Source organism: Acidobacteriota bacterium (genome assembly GCA_016703965.1).
In the GTDB taxonomy this organism is placed as follows: Bacteria; Acidobacteriota; Blastocatellia; order Pyrinomonadales; family Pyrinomonadaceae; genus OLB17.
Window position 1 is genome coordinate 26527 of the sequence record JADJBB010000025.1, and the last position, 19358, is coordinate 45884.

The following is a 19358-nucleotide window of genomic DNA, read 5'->3' on the forward strand; positions in this document are numbered from 1 at the left end:
GATATCAATAGCTCTTTGATTGTATCCCACGCCTATTTGCCACGCAACAGGCAGCAAAAAAGGCGGACAATGCCCGCCTTTTTGTGTCCTTGTCGATGTCAGGACGGTCAAAGAATTGAGATCCTGGTCGATGTATCGTCGAGCCTGCTTTCGAAAGACACGCCATCGACTGTAACCGTCACCACGATCGGCTGATCCCCAACTCCGAAAAGCTGCGAGGGCATATCGAAATCGATCGTATAAATTCCAGGCTCAACAAGTACGGCACTACTCCTGAAATTCCCGCCGACCACCAAAGCATCACGTATTCGTAGCGTGACTACGTCTGAAGTAACGTTCTCAATGCCGGTCATGTAAAGCCTGATGACGCTGGGAACGAGCAAATCGCCCCGTCGTTTAACCGTCTTGATAGCGAAAGGTTCGGTGGTAAATATCGAGTTTGTCGCGTTAAAGGCTTTCGCTCGTCCGCCGGGGCCGATATTCCCGTCTTTTGTGAAAATATCGGGTCGTGTCGGAACGATGGTCACCCAACTTTTCATCAGTACGCCGTTATTGTTAATTGCGATCGGCAATACTGTGCCGCTCGTCGCACTCGCGATCGCGGGCGGAACCACAAATTCTACCCTTCTGCCGCCAACAGATCTTAGGCCGCACGCAACGCCGTCGATAGTGACCGAGACGCCGCTCAACTCGATCGGAAGCGTGAACGCCCGGGTCAACGAACCCGCTGCCGTCTTAGGCGTGATCGGGGTGTCCGTCGCGGTATACTCCATGATCGCAACCATGCCAGGTGAAATTCCGAGCACAGCCGCCGGAGTGACCGGCGTCGGAGTTGGTGTTGGGGATCCTGTCGGCGTCGGACTCGGAGTTGGAGTCGGCGTAGGTGTTGCCGTCGGTGTTGGTGTTGGCGTAACCGAGGGCGTTGGTGTCGGGCTAGCCGTGAACAGGATCGGCAGTTTGCTTGCTCCCGTAAAGAAATTCGTCGCTACCGTCGTCTGGCTCACCACTGCAGGCTGAACGAAGTAATAGACCTCAGACTGGTAATCTCCATTACCCGTGCCAAATTCGGTCAAGGCAATATTGAACGCCATCCTGCGTATCGAATTGCTGGGAAGCAATTGCGTCGATGCGATGTAATTCAACGGCGTCGGGAACTTTGCCAGACGTGTGAATGTCGCCGCTGAAGCAGCCACGTTCAATGGATAGGAATAGATCTGCGATGGACGCACGGCGTTGTCATTCAGCCCTTCCGACGATGTAGTCGGTACAGTCCCATCCGGCTTAATGTTGAGCCGTGTTTCCAATACAAGCGTCGACGGCGAGCCGTTGGCATCATTATTCGTGAATCCCGGATAATGGGCTACGTCTCCGCCTGATGCTGCTTCATCCGCATCGCTGCGAGCACCTACGCGGCGGAATGTGTTACCCGTCGTGTCGTAGAGATAAAGAGCGAATGACGTGTAGTTGGTCCCGCTGTTTTCGTTAGCCAGATCCGCATACGAATCAAAAGCAATGTAACGCCCGTCGCGGCTCATTCGCCGTCCGAGATCGAGGATGTTGACCGGATCGCCAAGATTTGTCGATGTCGTTGTCGTTACCTGTTTTTTGACCGTTGCCGTGGTCGGGCTTCCGGCTACGAGGTCAGCGAAATATATTTCCTCGTTGCGGCTGGCCACTGGGTTCACGCCGCCCGTCATTCCAACGATCGGATTTTCTCCCGTACTTGCAAACAGAACGCGCTGTCCATTGCCCGAGATCGTCGGATTCTTGCTATAGATCGGATTCGATATCACACCGCGAGGTGTTTTTGTGACCTGGCCGAGCGTGCCTGAACTTCGGACATAGGTGAAGATCTCGTCGTTGTCTTCGGCCGGAAAAGCGTTGCCGACAGCAGGTACTAGGTCGCGTGTCGAGACGAATGCAATTACGCTGCCGTCGTCATTGATACTCACGTCATGATTATCATCAGCAACAAAGGCTCCCGTGGTGCCAGTTCCCGGACGAGGTAACTGGCTCGGGTCCGTATTCGTCACACGGACAAAATTTCCGCCCGCAAGCTGAGTGAAGGCGACCTCATCGCCTGCCGCCAAATTGGGCACATCCGCGTAGGCCGGTATCTGATAGAGCCAAATTTCGAGATTTCCATCGGCTGAAAGCGGATTTGCAGCCGGGGTCGGAGTTGGGGTCGGCGTCGGCGTACCTGTGCCGGTAGGCGTTGGCGACGGAGATGGCGTCGGTGTCGGCGTTGGCGTCGCTCCTCCGATCGGTGTTGGCACTGGCGTCGGCGTTGGTGTCGGCGTCGCAGCCGAGAACGAATCACCGTAGAAAAGGCCCGGATTGGTTGAGTTAGGCGATCCCGGTCTTGATGTCGTCGCATTAGAACTAAAGGCGATCCACTTTCCGTCACTGCTGATTACCGGACGAGTATTGACTATCGTGACCCGAATGTTGTCAAAGGACGCCGGAAGCTGCGTATCATATAGAACGCTTTTCGTGTCCGTGAGCTGAAAGATCCGGCGCTGTGCGTAATCGAAGAGAAATATCTCTGAATTGCCGTCAGTGTTTCGCGGATTTTCGGTTGCAACATTACCGGTTGATTCGAAGACAACGAAACGCCCGTTACCGCTCATGCCGCCTGCGAACGATTCAGCCGTCGAATTCGACAACTGTGCGATAACAGAATCTACCTGCCCAAACGTTGAGACGGCAAATAGGTTAAGAAAAATAATTGCTGAAAAAAGGAAAGTAAGACGAATCGTCACAAACTCCTCCAAAAATAACCGATAAGAATGATTGCCGGCGATATGTCTCGGCTAGTCCATCAAAGTACTCAAAACACTAAATTTTATGTGTATCAAGGGTGTTCTGCAAGCACGTGACAGACGAAAAGTCAGATGTTAACTCAAAATCAAGTTCTATGATGCCGCGAACGCGCGATCGGGTTGTCATTTTGCGATACGCATATATCATTTAACGAGGGACGAATGACAACGAAGCGCAAAATAATGATCGTGGCAGGCGAGGCGTCAGGCGATGCTCACGCCGCGAGGCTGATAAAGGCTATTCGCGATGCTGAGCCTGAAACGGTCTTCCAATTCTTCGGCTCCGCGGGGCCGCAGATGCGCGATGCCGGTGTCGATGCTGTGGTGCAATCTGATGATCTGTCTGTCGTTGGTGTAGCCGAGATAGCCGGGGCGTTACCGATGTTTCTTCGGGCGTCGAAAAAACTCAAGGTTGCCGCGGACGAGCGAAAGCCGGATGTGGTGGTTCTCGTGGACTTTCCCGATTTCAACCTAAAGCTCGCTAAATGGCTGAAAAAGCATGGCTTTACGGTCGTCTTTTACATCTCGCCGCAGCTTTGGGCCTGGAGAAAATATAGGATCTCGACGATCCGCAAATACGTGGATCTGCTGCTGACCATCCTGCCCTTTGAGAAAGCCTGGTACGCTTCGCACGGCGTCGGGCACGTCGAATACGTCGGCAATCCGTTGGCTAACGAGGTTAGCGCCGGCATTTCGAAACAAGAGTTTTGTGATCACGTCGGGCTCGAACCAAAAAAATCGATCATTGCACTTTTACCCGGCAGCCGGCATAAGGAGATCGTGAGGATACTTCCGGTCATGCTGGAAACGGCTGCGGAAATGACAAAGAAGGATCCGGAACTTCAATTCGTCATAGCAGTCGCCCGTGGGCGGAATCGAAATGATGTCGATAAAGCGATCCTAGATGCAGGCGATGCTCCGAAAAACCTGCGGATCGTAGAAAACGAGACCTATAATGCCGTTGCACATTCAGATGCCGCCGCCGTGACCAGCGGAACGGCGACGCTCGAAACGGGAATTCTGGGCACGCCGCTGGTCATCGTCTACGCCACCTCAGCCCTGAATTACGCACTTCTCAAGCCGCTTATTGCGGTCGAACACTACGGGCTGATCAATCTGATCGCCGGCAAGAAAGTCGCTAAAGAGTTGATACAAAATGACTTTTCACCTGCGACGCTTTCGGCAGAGCTTTTTCGGCTGCTAGACCCTGCGGTAAATGCGGAGGTGTGTGAGGAATTGCGTATAGCTCGCGAAAAGCTCGGCTCGGGCGGTGCGTCGCAGCGAGCGACCGAGGCGATCTTGAAACTTCTACCAATAGTTTGAAATTTCTCTTTCCGGCCTCCGCGTTTATCAATTGCTAGTTTTTTTCAACGCAGAGAGTGGAGAGGAAGCCGCAGAGTTCGCTGAGGTAGTAATTGACCTGCATTAAGGTCCGTCATTCCTTGATGGATCTTTTCAGCTCAGCCACGTCGTCTTGCAGTTTTTCGAGATTTCGCACGAGAACTGTTTGTTTTGTGTATTCCTCGATCCGCTGAACAGGAATGCCTGACCAAAATCCGGAGCGAACGATCTTGTTCGGGAAAACGGCGGATTTAGCACCAATTATCGCTCCTGCCTTGATGGTTACATGATCGGAGATGCCGACCTGTCCGGCGATAACGACGTCATCCTCGATCACTGAGCTTCCCGCAATACCAGATTGACCGGCGATGAGAACGCGTTTGCCGATCTGGACATTGTGGGCGATGTGAACGAGATTATCGATCTTCGTGCCTCCGCCTATCCGGGTCTCGCCGAGCGAACCTCTGTCAATACAGCAGTTTGCACCGATCTCGACATTATCCTCGATGACGACGGAGCCGATCTGCGGAAACTGAAGATGCTCGCCTTTATCATCCTTTACATAGCCAAATCCATCGGATCCGATGACGGTTCCGGCGTGGATCACGCAGTTCGAACCGATTTTTGCACCATCGTAGATCACGCAATTTGGGTAAATGATGGTTCCTTTCCCGATCGACACATTTAGCCCGATGCGAACGCCCGCATGCAACTCGCAGCCTTCAGTGATTTGCGCACCATCGCCGATCGACACATTCGTACCGATAAAACTAGCGGCGACATTGGCCTTTGCCGCAACGTCGGCCGTTTCGCTCCAGCCTTTCAGCGATTTGTAAGGGTGAAGAAGGCTCGAGATTCGTGTGAAAGCGAGTTTTGGGTTGGCGGCTTTGATCAGAGTAACGTGCACGCTCGAATCAAATGAATTCGGAACGATAACCGCTGACGCGTTGGTTACAAAGTCCGCAGGTCCAGACGAAAACGATAGTTCTCCTGGCTCTGCCCCGTCGAGCGACGCAACGCCGACGATCTCGATACCAGGATCGCCTACAAGCTCAGCGGAGAGGAATTCGGCGATGTCTTTCGTCTTCATTCCTAACAATGTAAATGGTTTTTGCGTAAAAGTCAGTTAGACGGTATGGCGTTCGACCTCGTTGATGACAGTTTGCAGAAATATCTCCATGCCCTGAATACTGAATCCGTCGAGCATATCGAGACGCCGCAGGATCGGGGCCGCGTCGCTGTCGAGAAAATCCAGGTCGGCGACATCGACTATGATATCGTTGCCGGTTTCGGCATGGATCTCGACACCGATCCGCTCCAGCAAGCGTGCATCGTCGCCGAGCATATCGCCCTCGACCCGCAAGGTAGTTATTCCGCGGACGTTATCATCGATCTGATTGATCTGTGTTGCCATGTTTTGAAAGATTAGATGCCGATATTACGAAAAAAGCAACCTTAGGTTTCAATGGGAGTGAATTTCTTGGTAACCAAATACAGACCGGCGAAAACCAGCAATGCCGCGGCGATGAAGTTTAGGGCGACATGTTCCCCCAAAAACAATACGGCCAACATGAAGCCTACGACCGGCTGCAGGTAAACAAACACCGCGACTGTAGAAGGATCTACGCGAGCTAAAGCCCATGCATTCAGGAAATAAGGAACGAGGGTGCCGATCAAAGCAGTGTAAAGTATTGCTTCCCAGATGTCCGGCTGGATGCTCGCGAAGTCGACAGTTCGAAGAGAATACAGGCCCAGTGGAACGCAAAAGATCGCGGCAAATATAAAGATCCACATTATCGACCGAAAAGCTCCATTACGGGTCACTATCGATTTTGAGATTGCGACGTAGATGCCGTAGCAAAAGGAATTAGCCACTACCAGCAGATCGCCGAGCGTCGTCTGAGAAGAAAAAGACGCGTTTCGCGGGTCTATAAGTAAAATAACGCCCGTGCACGCGACTATGATGCCAAGAACCTTGATGGGGCGCAGCATTTCAGTACCGAGCAGATAGCCTGCGGTTAGCGCAAATATCGGGATGGTTACTGAGATGAGCGACGCGTTCGACGCCTTGGTCAAAGAGAGTCCCGTCGTGAAGAGCAGTTGATTAAACGTTACAGCAAGGAAACTGATGCCAAAGAGCTTGACGTAATCGATCCGATCTTTCAGCCAAAACCGCCGCCGGAATGACTGGACGATCACGAAGATAAGAGCGGTCAGCCCGACACGAAAACCTACTAGTCCTACAGGCGGTATCACCGTCAACGCGATCTTGCCGAAAACAGGGAACGACCCGAAGGAAAGCTGCACGCCGATGAGGGCGAGATACGGTGCGATCGATCTTTCCTTATCAGCCACGTTAGGCAAGCATCATCCCGGGCGATTCGAGCATTTGTTTGAATGTTTGCAGGAACTTAGCTCCCGTTGCACCGTCGATGACGCGGTGGTCGCACGACATTGTGACATTCATGATGCTGCGGATCACGATCTCGCCATTGCGAACGACCGGCGTCGGCGTCGCTCCGCCGACGGCGAATATTCCTGCCTCAGGCGGATTGATGATCGCTGTAAACTCTTTTATGCCGAACATTCCGAGGTTCGAGATCGAGAATGTCGCACCGGTATATTCCTCGGGCTGAAGTTTCTTGGCTTTCGCTTTTGCCGCCAGGTCCTTTATCTCGGCAGAGATCTCGAGGAAGCCCTTCAGATTCGCACCGCGTATGACTGGGGTGATCAAGCCTTCGTCGATCGCGACAGCGACACCAATGTCAGCCTGCTGATAAAAGCGGATCGTTTTGTCCTGATACGAGGCGTTCGCGAATGGGTGTTTGACGAGGGCCATCGCGGCGGCTTTGACGACGATGTCGTTGACGCTGATCTTTTGATCTTCTTTGACTGCAGCATTTACCTGCTTTCGAAGCTCGAGAGTATTGTCCATCTCGATCTCGACCGTCAAATAGAATGTCGGTATAGGCCCAATCGATTCGGCGAGTCGGCTCGCAATGATCTGCCGCATCTTCGAGGTCGGCTCCTCATGGAACGGCGACGCTCCAACGATGGTCGATGCGACAAATTCTCTTGCCGGCGCGGCGGCAGACGATTGCCCACCTTCCATCGCAGCTTCGATGTCACGTTTAATGATACGGCCGTTCGGCCCGCTGCCGGTGATAGATATCAGATCAACACCGTTTTCAGCAGCCATTCGAGCAGCGATCGGCGAGACGATCATTCGGCCATTATCGGAAGTCGCTGCCGGAGGTGCTGTCGAAGCAGAGGCAGGTGCTGGAGCGGAAGCCGCCGGTGCTTCAACTCTTGGAGCTGGTTTTTCTTCGGCTGCGGGAGCGGCAGCTTTAGCGGATCCGTTCGAAGCAACTTCAGCCAGCAGCCCGGAAATATCTTCGCCTGCCTTGCCGATAATTGCGATCGCTTCGCCAAGCAGTGCGGTTTCACCCGCACCTTTAAGGATCTTCAACACCGTTCCACCCGAAAGAGCGGTCATTTCCATGGTCGCCTTATCGGTGTCGACTTCGGCGAGAGTTTCGCCTGATTCGTAATTGTCGCCTTCGTTTTTGACCCAGCGAGCGATCTGGCCCTCTTCCATGGTGGGCGACAGCTTCGGCATTAAGAATTTTTCAGCCATAATTTTGAAACGCCCGTAAAAGCGGGCTTTGATATCAATCCAATCTTTTTAACAATTCGAGCCCTTCGCTCCACTCGCCGTAGCCAGACGACCCATTGATATGTCCTTTCTCGCCGACATTAACGAACTCGCTGCCCCACGCATCCGCAAAATGCCTTGCACGGTCAAACGCAACCCATTCATCGTTTGTACTCGCAACGACCAACGAAGGAAACGCTAATTTATCAAGCAGAACTGGCTCGAAACCCGTCGAATTAAAACTGCTTCGATATTTTTCCGACTCGCAATCACTCGGAGCCACTAGCAAAGCTCCTTTTATTTGCGTTCCGTACTTTCGCGACCAATGAGCAACCGCAACGCAGCCTAAACTGTGTGCCGCCAAGATCACGTTTTCCGGCCCGAATTCCTGAACATTGGCCTCGATCGTCGAGATCCAATCATCGACCGTCGGTTCATTCCATTCGGATTGAATGATGCGTCGGAACTTCTCGGGAAATTCACGTTCCCAACGACTCTGCCAGTGGCCTTCGCTCGAATTCGTTATGCCCGGCACTGTCAAAAAGATCGTCGCCATCTTAAAGTTTCCGGTTTGCCCGGATCATTGCGAGGCGTTCCTCACGCGTCAGTTTTCGCTCGTTGTAGCCCCTGTCGTCATAAGGTTGAAGCCTTTCCAGCCAAAGGTCTTCGAGAACCTGCACATCGGCTGCGTAATCGTAATTAGGTTCGCTGCGAGGCTCAACGGGCTCCAGGGTCTCAAACTCAAATGATGCCTCACCAAACTCGTTCCAGTCTTTTTGAAGCGATACCGATTTGAACGAACCAGCATTTAAAGTAAATCTGTGTCGGTTTACCTTGCCCGGAATATTCAAGCTCGAATCGACAAAGACCTTGTCATTCGTCACGTTTCGGATCTGAAAAACACCCATCGGCCGATGGGAAAGCTTGTATTCTAGTTTAGCCGCGGCCTTGTCCATTATAAATAGCAAACTTCCTTCACCGCCGCCACGATCTTCGCAACGTCCGGGAGAGCTAGAGCTTCAAGATTCTTCGCATACGGATTCGGGGCTTCCGCAGTCGAAATTCGCTTCACGGGAGCGTCGAGATAGTCGAACGCGTGTTCCATCACCGTGTGCGAGATCTCGGCCCCGACGCTGGCGAAATAGTGCGATTCCTCGGCGATCACCAGGCGGTTGGTTTTCTTGACCGAGTTAACGATCGTGTCGATATCGAGCGGCTTGATCGTTCGCGGGTCAATCACCTCCACCGAGACGTCAAATTCCTGCTGCAATTTCTCAGCGGCCTCAAGAGCCAAGGGAACCGTCATCGAACGGGCGACGATCGTGCAGTCCGTGCCTTCGCGTTTAACGTCAGCGACGCCGAGCGGGATGATGAAATCGTCGTCATCCGGAACTTCGCCCTTGTTGCCGTACATGCGTTCCTGCTCGAGGAAAAGCACCGGATTGTCGTCGCGGATCGCCGCTTTTAACAATCCTTTAGCATCCGCAGCAGTCGAAGGCATCACAACTTTTAGGCCAGGAAAGTTCGCATAAAATGCTTCCAATGCCTGTGAGTGCTGTGATGAAACTTGGTAGGCCGAGCCATTAGGCCCACGAAAAACGATCGGCACCTTGAACTGGCCGCCCGACATGTAAAGCATCTTAGCCGCATGGTTAATGATCTGATCGGCCGCGAGGATAGAAAAGTTCCACGTCATGAACTCGATCACTGGACGCAACCCAGCCATTGCCGCTCCAACCCCGATCGCCGCAAACCCAAGTTCTGTGATCGGCGTATCGACCACCCGCTTGTCACCAAACTCTTTCCAGAGCCCGCGCGTGACCTTGTAAGCGCCATCGTACTCAGCGACTTCCTCACCCATGACGAATACGGTTTCGTCCCTCAAAATTTCTTCGCGCAATGCCTGATTCAGAGCATCGCGTATCGTTAAAACTGCCATTATCGTTTAATTCGATAGGACGCATGAGTCCTATAAGTCCTATTAATACTTTGAGTTAGGCGTAGACATCCGTCATCAACTCGCTCTCCGCCGGAAACGGACTTTCCTCCGCAAACTTAACCGCGGCGGCGACGGCTGCCATTGCTTCTTCCTCGATCTTGTCAAAATCCTTGTCGCCCAAGACTTTCGCTTCTTTCAGGCTGTCTTTGAAAAGGATGATCGGGTCGCGTTCCTGATATTTCTTAATCTCGTCGCGTGAGCGATAGTTTCCGGGATCGGACATCGAGTGCCCCATGTAACGATAGGCTCTGACCTCGAGCAGGGTCGGCGAGCCGTCTTTTCTCGCACGCTCGATGGCCCTCAGGGTAGCATCGCGAACGGCCATTACGTCCATTCCGTCGACAAATTCATTTGCCATTTCAAACGCTTCCGCTTTCTTAGCAATGCTACGCGAACTCATCGCCCGTTCCTGCGAGGTTCCCATTCCGTACTGGTTGTTTTCGCAGATGTAGATACAGGGAAGTTTCCAGAGCTGGGCCATGTTGAGCGATTCGTGAAAAATGCCCTGATTCACCGCCGCTTCGCCAAAGAAATTGAGGACGACCTGATCGGTACCTTTATATTTTGCAGCATAGGCCATTCCGGTGCCGACGCCGATCTGGCCGCCAACGATGCCGTGGCCGCCGTAGAATTCGAGTTCTTTAGAGAACATGTGCATCGAGCCGCCTTTGCCTTTCACGCAGCCGCCTTCTTTGCCGTAAAGCTCGGCCATCACGCTTTCCGGCGTCATGCCTTTGATCATCGCCTGGACGTGATCGCGGTACGAAGTAATGACCATATCGGTCGGTTTCAGTGCCATCATCGAACCGACACCGATAGCTTCCTGGCCGATGTAGAGATGGCAAAAACCGCCTATCATTCCCATGCGGTAAACCTCGGCGCATTTCTCCTCAAAACGGCGCCCGAGCACCATTTGATAGAGCATTTCGCGCAGAAGTTTCTTGTCCGTCTTTTTGATAGACGCAAGCTGCGAGGTTCGGCGGGCGTTGTATTCGGCGATCGCCTGCTCGACTTCGACAAAGTCGGTGGTCTCTTCATTCAAAACGGGCTTTTCCGCCTTATGGCCGTTTCCGTTCATTACTGCTTTCGGCGCTTTGGCTGCCGGTTTCTTTATTGTTGCTGCTTTTGGCAAAATTAGATCCTCCGTAGGAATAAGAGAGCGTGAATCCGCAATTATTCTTTGTTCGTTATTATAGGCGAGCACAGGGATTTACGCAAAAGTTTCAAGTTCTGTTTGTGTCTGATGCAGGGTGAAAATGGTATAGTTTTGGAGAAGTTTCTAGTGATGAGTAAAGCGGTTTACAAGATCTTATTGGTGTTCACGATCTTTGCGGCGTCCGCGTTTGCGCAGAATCCGGCTAAGTGGACGTTAAGCTCCGATGCGAAGGACAAGGCTCTGAAAGTCGGCGATACGCTATCGGCGAAACTTACTGCCGAGATCGAATCCGGCTGGAAGCTCTACTCGACCGAACAGCCCGAAGGCGGCCCGATCGCAACGACGATCAAGGTATCCGAAGGCAAGCAGTTCGAGGTTGCGGGCAAGATCAACACGACTCCCGCGGCGACGAGCAAAGTTGATCCATTGTTTACGGGTTTCGACGGTAAACCGTTGATGACAAAGTTCTTTACGTCGTCCGCGGCATTCGCCGTTCCGCTTAAAGCTTTAGGTGAAGTCGCTGCTGGCGACCTCGCGTTCGACGTAAGGTTTCAGCTCTGTAATGACACAGTCTGTTTGCCGCCAAAGACAGTCAGGGTTTCATTCGGGGGCGTCGAAGACGTCAAAAAGAATACCGCCTCGATACCTGCACCATCCGCAGAACCGGTGGCAGAAACCAAGCCCGCTCCGCCGGTAACGGCCTCGCAGCAGCCAACCGATCTTTGGTCCTTCCTTCTGCTCGCGATCTCTCTCGGAGCTCTATCGCTGCTGACGCCGTGCGTGTTTCCGATGATCCCGATCACGGTTTCGTATTTTACAAATCATTCGGCAGGCAGCCGGTCAAGGTCTGTGCGGCTCGCGTCGGTTTATTCGCTGGGAATAATTGCTACTTTCACGATCCTGGGAATGTTACTCGCGATCTTTGTCGGGGCAGCGGGAATAAATCTTTTTGCGGCTAATCCGTGGATCAATCTGCTGATCACGGCCATCTTTCTGTTTTTTGCGTTCAATCTTTTCGGGGCCTACGAGATCACGATACCGACTGGCGTTTTAACAAAACTCGACAGTCTGACCCGCAGCAAAGAAGGTGAGGGAAGCGGCATTATCGGGGCCCTTTTAATGGGGCTGACGTTCACGCTGACATCGTTTACCTGCACGTCGCCATTTGTCGGAACGATCCTTGTTTCCGCATCGCAGGGCGAATGGCAGCGGCCTTTGCTCGGGATGCTGGCATTTTCGACCGTTTTTGCATTGCCGTTTTTCATTCTCGCTCTCGCACCGCAGCTTCTCGCTCAACTGCCGCGAGCCGGCGGTTGGATGAATTCGGTCAAGGTCGCGATGGGCTTTCTCGAGGTCGCGGCGGCGATGAAGTTCATCTCAAATGTCGATCTGGTATGGAAATGGGGCATTTTTACACGCGATGTCGTTCTCTCGGTCTGGATCGCCGTTGGTGTCGTTCTGACGATCTACTTGCTCGGTAAATTTCAGCTTTCCCACGATTCGAAACCAGAGCGACTCGGAGCATTTCGCATGTTTGCGGCGGTGGTTAGCCTCGCGGTCAGTTTCTATCTCCTCACAGGGCTTTTCGGCGCAAAACTCGGCGAACTCGAATCCTTCCTGCCGCCCGACCTCAACAAGTCCTCAGCCCGCATGAGCGGTAAAGGTGAAGAAGAACTTAAATGGATGAAGGACGATTACGCCGGAGCCCTGGCAAAGGCGAAGGCTGAGAATAAGCGTGTATTCATCGATTTCACGGGTTACACCTGCACTAACTGCCGCTGGATGGAGGCGAATGTTTTCCCCAAAAAAGAGGTTGAGGACGAACTAAAAAAATTCGTACTCGTCCAACTTTTCACCGACGGCGAAGGCGAGATCTACGAGCGTCAGCAGCAGATGGAACAAGACATGTTCGGAACCGTCGCATTGCCGTTTTATGCAGTCATGGACAGCGACGGAAAAACAAAGGGGACATTTCCGGGACTGACGAGAAACACGGCAGAGTTCGTTGACTTTCTAAAGAAATCGCAAGAAAATTAGGGCGAGAGGAACTTAACCACGAAAGTGCACGAAAGGGCACGAAAATATTGAATTTGCCGCGATTTCGGTAGGCTTCTAATCTTTGCGGCTTCCTTTGCGACTTAGCGTCTTGGCGGGAGATCGACCAACGGAGACCATTTAGCCGCAAAGCCGCAAAGCCGCAAAGCCGCGAAGGCTTGAAAAACGTCGATGAAAACCTATAATATCCAGAAATTAGTCGACGGACTTAACGGTATTCCCGAAGACAAGTTTACCTGCGATAACGTCTATCAATTCCTGGGCGAGACGCCGGTGGATGTGGATTCTATCACGAAGTATTTCCACTGGAGCCCCAATTTTTATACCCGAAATCTGATCCATAAGAACGACCGTTTTGAGGTGATGGCGATCTGTTGGGAGAAGGGGCAGGTTTCGCGGATACATAACCATTGGGATCAGAAATGCTGGATGATGGTGCCGGTTGGGCGTTTGCAGGGGCAGAATTTTGCTGTCGAGGAGATCGACGAGTCGCGCGGCCATTGTAAGCTCATCGAGACCGACGCTTTCGAGCTGAAAGACTGTCTCGCCGCAAAGGTCGAGCTCGAAGAGCCGATCCATCAGGTACTCAACCTTCCCGAATTTGACGAGCGTGCGGTCAGCATTCACATCTATTCAAAACCCTACGACCGCTGCCTTTCCTATTGCCGCGATACCGATACATTCAAAGAGGTCTCGCTGTTTTACACCAGCATCGACGGCAAGCTCTGCGACGGAATAAGCCTCTGAAATGACCCGAAACCGCTTCGTCAAAACCGTGGTCGTCGCGTTTCTGATCGCGGTTTTTGTCACGCTCCGCATCTGGAAAATGGGTGAGACGTGCCTGTGGTTTGACGAAATATTTAGCGTCCACGCCGCATCTCTGCCGTGGGAGTCGGTCCTCTCATTTGTCGCTCTCGACCTCATCCATCCGCCGCTTTTTTATCTCACTTTAAAAGTCTGGATCGCCATCGGCGGTGACGCCGTTTTGTGGCTGAGAAGCCTGCCGCTTGCTTTTTCAGTGCTCGCGATCTTGCCTCTTTTGCTCCTTTTAGACGAGCTGAGGCAGAACTTTAAGATGAAGATATTAATGCTGTGTATTCTTATATTTAGCGGCTCTATCTTAAAGTATTCTATTGAGGTTCGAATGTATAGCCTGATGCTCTGTCTCGGACTGTTTTCGATGTGGCTTTTTGTGAGGCACGTCCAACGGCGAACGAGCATTCTTCCACTGATCGTCATCAATATCCTGCTCGTCTATACGCACTATTTTGGCTGGTTCGTCGTGGCATCAGAAGTGCTCGCAACGCTGCTTTTTTACCGAAGTTCTTTGAAGAAGATCTTTTCGATGGCGGCGATGACGATGTTGGCATTCATACCCTGGATCGCCGCCGTTCTGAATGCATCAGGGACGGGTTCTGGGCTCGCCCAAAACATCGGATGGATGACCCGGCCCGACGTTCGCGAGATCGCTGTTTTCGCACTCAACCTGGTTGAGCCGTTCTACTATCAACTCGGCAGTACCGAGCCTGTCTCAAACCTTCTCATCACGATCCCGATCTTACTGCTGCTGACGATCACTGCAAGCCTTGCCGCGATCAATTGGAAACAGACCGATGAACAGATGCGTAAGGTATTGCTCATGCTCACAACGTTTGCGGCTGTACCCGTCGTTCTCGCTTTCGCAATCAGCTGGCTCTCACCATATTCCATCTGGGGAACGCGGCATCTGATCATCGTGTTCGTGCCGTTCTTTCTGATGATAGAGATCGCGGGAGCGAATCTGCCGGGACGGACGCTCAGGTACGCTGTACTTGGCTGCGGGCTGCTGCTTTGCCTCGCAGGTGGAACGATGAACGCCGTGCGAGAGCCTCAGAAATTCGCCTGGTGCGAAGCGGGTCCGCTCACGGCCGACATCGACGCTGGCACGGCCATCTACGCGATGGAAGACCTCATCGCGTACCCTATCTGGTTCGATCACCGGAAAGACGCTCCTGCTCGCCGTATAGTAAAACTGGAAAACACTTCCGGCCTCGGCGAAGACAAAGCGTATTTTCTGCCGCGTGGCTTTGACGGTGTAACGCGAACCGACATAGACGCCGTCGCCGAGCCGAAGCTCTGGCTGGTTCAGCGGGGCAAAACGCTAAAGGATACCGAACCACCATTGCGGAATTTTCTCTTGAAAGGCTATAGGATCACGGACCGCAAAAGCGTCACCGTGACGGGTGAAGAGGTCGGCGCATTTTTGCTCGAAAAGTAAGGCAGATTGGTAGAGGTCACCACCTTTGACCAATCCGGCAAATGCCTTTGACCAATCAGCGTCTTTTTGAACGGTAGGAGCGATTCACATTTGACCAACCACTAGGTTTTTACGCCAAAAATGTTCAAAAATACGCCTGTTTTTAAAAAGTGTGAAACGATTCACACTTTTGATCGGAGAATCTTGCGCAAAGTTTGCGAAACACAAAATTTTCCCCCAAAAAAATGATCAGATCGTCTATTTCCGCTTCCACCGAACGCCGTCTTTTGTATCCTCGAGAATGATGCCTTTCTCGATCAGCAGATCGCGGATCTCGTCCGAGCGGGCGAAGTCACGGTTCTGCCGGGCGGCGGTCCGTTCGGCGATCAGGGCTTCTATTTCCTCATCGAGGAACTGATCATCCTCTGGTCCAAAGATGCCGAGTACGGAATCGAATTTGGAGATCGCATCCAGCACCGCTTCGCGCCCCGCCGGGGCAAGCTTTCCAGCTGACATGATGATATTGACCTCGCGAACCATATCGTGGACCGCCGCGAGTGCCGCCGCCGTATTCAGGTCGTCATCCATCGCGGTTTCGAAAATAGCGAGGGCCTTCATCGCGGATTCGCGAGCCTCGTCCTCAGCCTGATCTTGGATCTGAGATCCCTTAACGAGCGCGCGGAAATTTCGCAGCCGTTCGATCGTCGATTCCGCACCCTGGAGCCCTTCAAATGTGAAATTAAGCTGCTTTCGATAGGGAACTGACAGCAGCAAATATCGGATCGCGAGCGACGAATAGCCTTGTTCCTTGAGGTCACGAAACGTGAAGAAATTGCCCTTCGATTTCGACATCGTGACGTCGTCGATCTTGAGGAATTCGCTGTGAACCCAGTATTTTGCAAAAAGCTTGCCCGTCGCACCTTCCGACTGTGCGATCTCGTTTTCGTGATGGGGAAATTGCAGGTCCATTCCACCGGCGTGCAGGTCGAATGTCTCGCCCAGATATTTCATCGCCATCGCCGAACACTCGATGTGCCAACCGGGGCGTCCACGGCCAAACGGAGCATCCCAGCCCGTGGGTTCGTCTTCGCCAACGAGCTTCCAAAGGGCGAAATCACGGGCGTCCTCCTTGTCATATTTATCCGTATCGATCCGCTCGCTGCCGCCATCGCGATTGCCGGAAAAGCTGATCTTCGAAAGCTTTCCGTATTCCGGAAAAGCCGTTATCCGGTAATATATCGAGCCGTCCGATTCGTATGCATGGCCATTTGCCAGAAGGCTCGAAATAATATCGATCATCTCGGCAATGTGGTGAGTCGCCCGCGGCGTCACTTCCGGCCGTTCCAGCCCGAGAGCGTCGAAATCCTCCCAGAAATACTGAATGTAGGGTGCCGTAAACTCATCGATCGAGATATTTCTCGCCGTCGCTTCGTTGATGATCCGATCATCTATGTCCGTCAGATTAAAAACGTGGGTCAGCTTATACCCCTTGAATTTGAGGTGCCTCCGGAGAACATCGCCAAAGGTGAACGTCCGAAAATTGCCGATATGGGCGAAGTTCCATACCGTCGGCCCGCAAATGTACATCCGCACTTTGCCTGCTTCGATAGGCTGAAAATCTTCCAGTTGTCGTGAAAGCGTGTTGAAAAGTCTTAGCATCTTCGTTTCCTGCAAAAGTTCAATGATAAACGATGGCTGTCAAAACTCTAACCCGGCGCTGAGACCTTAAGCTAGATCCGCTTCGACAAATGCAGCCATTGCTCGGTCCGAAAACAAAAGTTCGCGCGAGTAGAATTTGAGTGGGTAGTCCTTATCGAAATTTACAACCAGTTCTTTTGCTATATCGATCGTCGAGGAGTCGGTCCTTGCCATCATGAATTCGGCGACGGTACGCATCCAAAATATGGTTAGCGTTTCGTGATACGGCATCTCTTTCGCCAGATCGACCCCGAAACCGTTGACCAGCAGGTTCAAGATACCCTGGCGCATTTTTTCGGTTGCGGTTTCCGGATCGTGAAGTCCTAGATAATGGAGAGCAACGATCATATGCTCGGCGTGGCCCCAGGCCTCGCGCGAGATCGTCGCATTTTCAAAGGCGTCTACAAGATTGGTAATGTCGGAAATGTCGCTATAGGTCATTGTTACGATTCACCTCTTCAAAAATTCACGATCTAAAAGCAAATGCGACTGCGGTCGCCAGCCGTAGTCGCACCGTCTAAAATCGTTTTGTTCTAAATTAAGCCGCCATGAGTGAATTCTCTTCCGCCGCAACGTCATCCATGAAAAGATACTTGCGCCATTCGGGCCTATTTTCTGCATAATGGCAGAGAAGTACGTGGTCAAGGCCGAGGCGAAGGAGCTTTTGCGAAGTGAGCAGCGGCATACGTGCCTGCTCCGGCGTGCGGTTCCCCTTTCGCTGGTTACATTTTACACAGGCTGCAACCAGGTTGTGCGGAGTGCTTTCTCCGCCCTGAGCACGCGGGAAGATATGATCCAGCGTCAGCTCTTTTGCGTGTTTTGTTTCGCCGCAATACTGGCAGCGATAGCGGTCGCGGATGTAGATCCGGGCACGCTTCATTGTCGTTTCCCGATTATTGCGGCGGACGTGGATGTAGTGGCGAAGGCGAACAACGGACGGCACTGGAAACGTTGTCGATGGCGAATGCAGCACGTTATCGCCATCATTTTCCTCAACAAAGATCGCACCGCGAAACCAAAGACAAACGGCACGAGCAACACCCACGGTGCCGAGCGGCTCGTAAGAAAAGTTCAACAGTAATACTCGACCTGTAAGCAAAATGATCTCCTCCTAAGATTTCGGCGACCGAAAGGTGGACGTTATTGCTATGCAAATTGTATTTTGCGAAGCTAGGCGCACCAATACGGCTTATCCGTTTAATGTAATATCAAAAATCTACAAACGCAAGCACAATATGTTGGTGTGTAACAGGATGGTAATCAAATATGTTGTCCAAAGACCTGGCCGCACGGCATTTGCTTTCGCTGGGTCCGGATCATGGTGAACCGCTCCGGCCTCTCGACAAGATCTACACCTGTATATTAAATTATTGACGATCCCACAAAAATTAAAAACCAAAACACTTTAAACGCAATGAATTCAAGGACTATTCGCGACTTTAAGGTTCCAACCGACATTTGGCCCGTCGTTGAAAGATGGGCGCAATCCGAAGGTTTTCGCCTTTTGGACGAAAGCGGAAACAAACGGAGATATCAGAAAGGCCACGGATTGTTGATATTCCCGACCAGGCTCGAAATATCGCAGGAAGATGGCAATGTTCATCTTGAGGCGTGGGTTCACGGGTCGATCATCAACCGTGTGATGTCGCTGTTTCTTCTCGCCGAGGAAACAAATATCGATTCAGGTGGTTTTCGGGCGATCATTCCACGATCGATCGCCCGCGATTCTGTGAACCGGCTCATGATCAATTTGGCCCAGCCCCTTATTTCGTAGCGATCTATGTCGAATCATGTACTCAGAGCAACGATCATAAGGTAATGTTTGGATATGACATCTTTGCTCGATCGTTATATCGGTGAGTTCGACGTTATTGAACGTTTCGAGAGGCGGATCAACGCACCGCCGGAGGTGGTGATGCGTGTTGCGTACGATTTCGATCTGCAATCCATCTGGCTGATCAAGCTAATAATATGGCTGCGAAGAAAGTTTCTGCGGGCGGGCGATGCGGTCCCACGAAAACCACTCGGATTGGTTGCCGAGACCAGGGAACTTGGATGGGGAACGCTGATCGAAGAACCTGGCAAATTACTCGTTTGCGGCGCTGTTTGCCAACCTTGGTTCGGTGATGTGAAATTTGTCGCGATCCCGGAAAAGGAGTTTGCCGCCTACGATGTACCGGATCAGGTTAAGATCGCCTGGTCGCTTGAGGCCTATGCGATAGAACCAGGAATGACGTTATTTGTCCACGAGGTCCGTGCTCGAGCAACTGACGAGGAGGCCGAACGAAAGTTTATGCGTTATTGGCGTTGGGCACGGTTTGGGATCGTCGAGATCCGCCTCCTGCTGCTTCCAGCTATTCGAAGGAGAGCAGAACGCGAATTATCGCCGGGATGAA

The 19358-nt window shown here is 52.2% G+C and carries 18 protein-coding genes; 6 read left to right on the forward strand and 12 right to left on the reverse strand.

Going from position 1 to position 19358, the window contains the following annotated elements:
- Positions 1-107: 107 nt before the first annotated feature.
- The gene (locus IPG22_17480; GenBank protein MBK6590079.1) at positions 108-2762 is read right to left on the reverse strand and encodes a PD40 domain-containing protein; all 2655 of its coding nucleotides are present in this window, start codon (positions 2760-2762) and stop codon (positions 108-110) included.
- 222 nt (positions 2763-2984) lie between these two features.
- On the opposite strand from IPG22_17480, the gene lpxB reads away from it, so the two are divergent.
- Positions 2985-4145 (forward strand): lipid-A-disaccharide synthase, encoded by a 1161-nt coding sequence (lpxB, locus tag IPG22_17485; GenBank protein ID MBK6590080.1) that lies wholly within the window; start codon positions 2985-2987, stop codon positions 4143-4145.
- Between the two features lie 112 nt (positions 4146-4257).
- Here the strand turns inward: lpxB and lpxD are convergent, their stop codons facing one another.
- The 8 genes from lpxD to pdhA are packed head-to-tail and all read right to left on the reverse strand — an operon-like array spanning position 4258 to position 10895.
- Complete coding sequence (gene lpxD, locus IPG22_17490) at positions 4258-5253, reverse strand: UDP-3-O-(3-hydroxymyristoyl)glucosamine N-acyltransferase (GenBank protein ID MBK6590081.1); 996 nt, start codon at positions 5251-5253, stop codon at positions 4258-4260.
- Positions 5254-5289: 36 nt separating this feature from the next.
- Positions 5290-5577 carry a hypothetical protein gene (locus tag IPG22_17495; protein MBK6590082.1) on the reverse strand — a complete coding sequence of 96 codons (288 nt, stop codon included), beginning with the start codon at positions 5575-5577 and terminating at the stop codon, positions 5290-5292.
- Positions 5578-5618: 41 nt separating this feature from the next.
- Positions 5619-6518, reverse strand: coding sequence for a DMT family transporter (locus tag IPG22_17500; protein MBK6590083.1), 900 nt, complete (start codon positions 6516-6518; stop codon positions 5619-5621).
- Between the two features lies 1 nt (position 6519).
- Positions 6520-7800 (reverse strand): pyruvate dehydrogenase complex dihydrolipoamide acetyltransferase, encoded by a 1281-nt coding sequence (locus tag IPG22_17505; protein ID MBK6590084.1) that lies wholly within the window; start codon positions 7798-7800, stop codon positions 6520-6522.
- Between the two features lie 34 nt (positions 7801-7834).
- Positions 7835-8374, reverse strand: a complete 540-nt coding sequence (locus IPG22_17510; GenBank protein ID MBK6590085.1) for an alpha/beta hydrolase — start codon at positions 8372-8374, stop codon at positions 7835-7837.
- Between the two features lies 1 nt (position 8375).
- A complete protein-coding gene (locus IPG22_17515) occupies positions 8376-8774 on the reverse strand; it encodes a GIY-YIG nuclease family protein (GenBank protein ID MBK6590086.1) in 399 nt (132 codons plus the stop codon).
- Positions 8774-9757: a pyruvate dehydrogenase complex E1 component subunit beta gene (locus tag IPG22_17520; protein ID MBK6590087.1), complete on the reverse strand. Its 984-nt coding sequence runs from the start codon at positions 9755-9757 to the stop codon at positions 8774-8776. Before IPG22_17520 ends, IPG22_17515 begins: the two co-directional genes overlap by 1 nt.
- 55 nt (positions 9758-9812) lie before the next feature.
- The gene (pdhA, locus tag IPG22_17525) at positions 9813-10895 is read right to left on the reverse strand and encodes a pyruvate dehydrogenase (acetyl-transferring) E1 component subunit alpha (GenBank protein ID MBK6590088.1); all 1083 of its coding nucleotides are present in this window, start codon (positions 10893-10895) and stop codon (positions 9813-9815) included.
- A gap of 207 nt (positions 10896-11102) precedes the next feature.
- Here pdhA and IPG22_17530 point away from each other — a divergent pair, with 207 nt between their 5' ends.
- The 3 genes from IPG22_17530 (at position 11103) to IPG22_17540 (ending at position 15285) form a co-directional block, all read left to right on the forward strand.
- Positions 11103-13010 carry a thioredoxin family protein gene (locus tag IPG22_17530; GenBank protein MBK6590089.1) on the forward strand — a complete coding sequence of 636 codons (1908 nt, stop codon included), beginning with the start codon at positions 11103-11105 and terminating at the stop codon, positions 13008-13010.
- Between the two features lie 189 nt (positions 13011-13199).
- The gene (locus IPG22_17535) at positions 13200-13775 is read left to right on the forward strand and encodes a cysteine dioxygenase family protein (GenBank protein MBK6590090.1); all 576 of its coding nucleotides are present in this window, start codon (positions 13200-13202) and stop codon (positions 13773-13775) included.
- A 1-nt stretch (position 13776) separates the two neighbouring features.
- Positions 13777-15285 (forward strand): hypothetical protein, encoded by a 1509-nt coding sequence (locus IPG22_17540; protein ID MBK6590091.1) that lies wholly within the window; start codon positions 13777-13779, stop codon positions 15283-15285.
- 237 nt (positions 15286-15522) lie between these two features.
- Here the strand turns inward: IPG22_17540 and IPG22_17545 are convergent, their stop codons facing one another.
- The 3 genes from IPG22_17545 to IPG22_17555 all read right to left on the reverse strand — a co-directional run bounded on the left by IPG22_17545 (position 15523) and on the right by IPG22_17555 (position 18061).
- Positions 15523-16923, reverse strand: coding sequence for a cysteine--tRNA ligase (locus IPG22_17545; GenBank protein ID MBK6590092.1), 1401 nt, complete (start codon positions 16921-16923; stop codon positions 15523-15525).
- A 66-nt stretch (positions 16924-16989) separates the two neighbouring features.
- Positions 16990-17403: a hypothetical protein gene (locus IPG22_17550; GenBank protein ID MBK6590093.1), complete on the reverse strand. Its 414-nt coding sequence runs from the start codon at positions 17401-17403 to the stop codon at positions 16990-16992.
- A gap of 97 nt (positions 17404-17500) precedes the next feature.
- On the reverse strand, positions 17501-18061 hold the full coding sequence (locus IPG22_17555) for an HNH endonuclease (protein MBK6590094.1): 561 nt from the start codon (positions 18059-18061) through the stop codon (positions 17501-17503).
- 315 nt (positions 18062-18376) lie between these two features.
- Between IPG22_17555 and IPG22_17560 the strand changes: the two genes are divergently transcribed.
- Together IPG22_17560 and IPG22_17565 are read left to right on the forward strand one after the other, a co-directional pair.
- The gene (locus tag IPG22_17560; protein MBK6590095.1) at positions 18377-18736 is read left to right on the forward strand and encodes a hypothetical protein; all 360 of its coding nucleotides are present in this window, start codon (positions 18377-18379) and stop codon (positions 18734-18736) included.
- A gap of 63 nt (positions 18737-18799) precedes the next feature.
- Entirely contained in the window at positions 18800-19357 is a 558-nt protein-coding gene (locus IPG22_17565) for a hypothetical protein (protein ID MBK6590096.1), read from the forward strand.
- Position 19358: the final 1 nt, after the last annotated feature.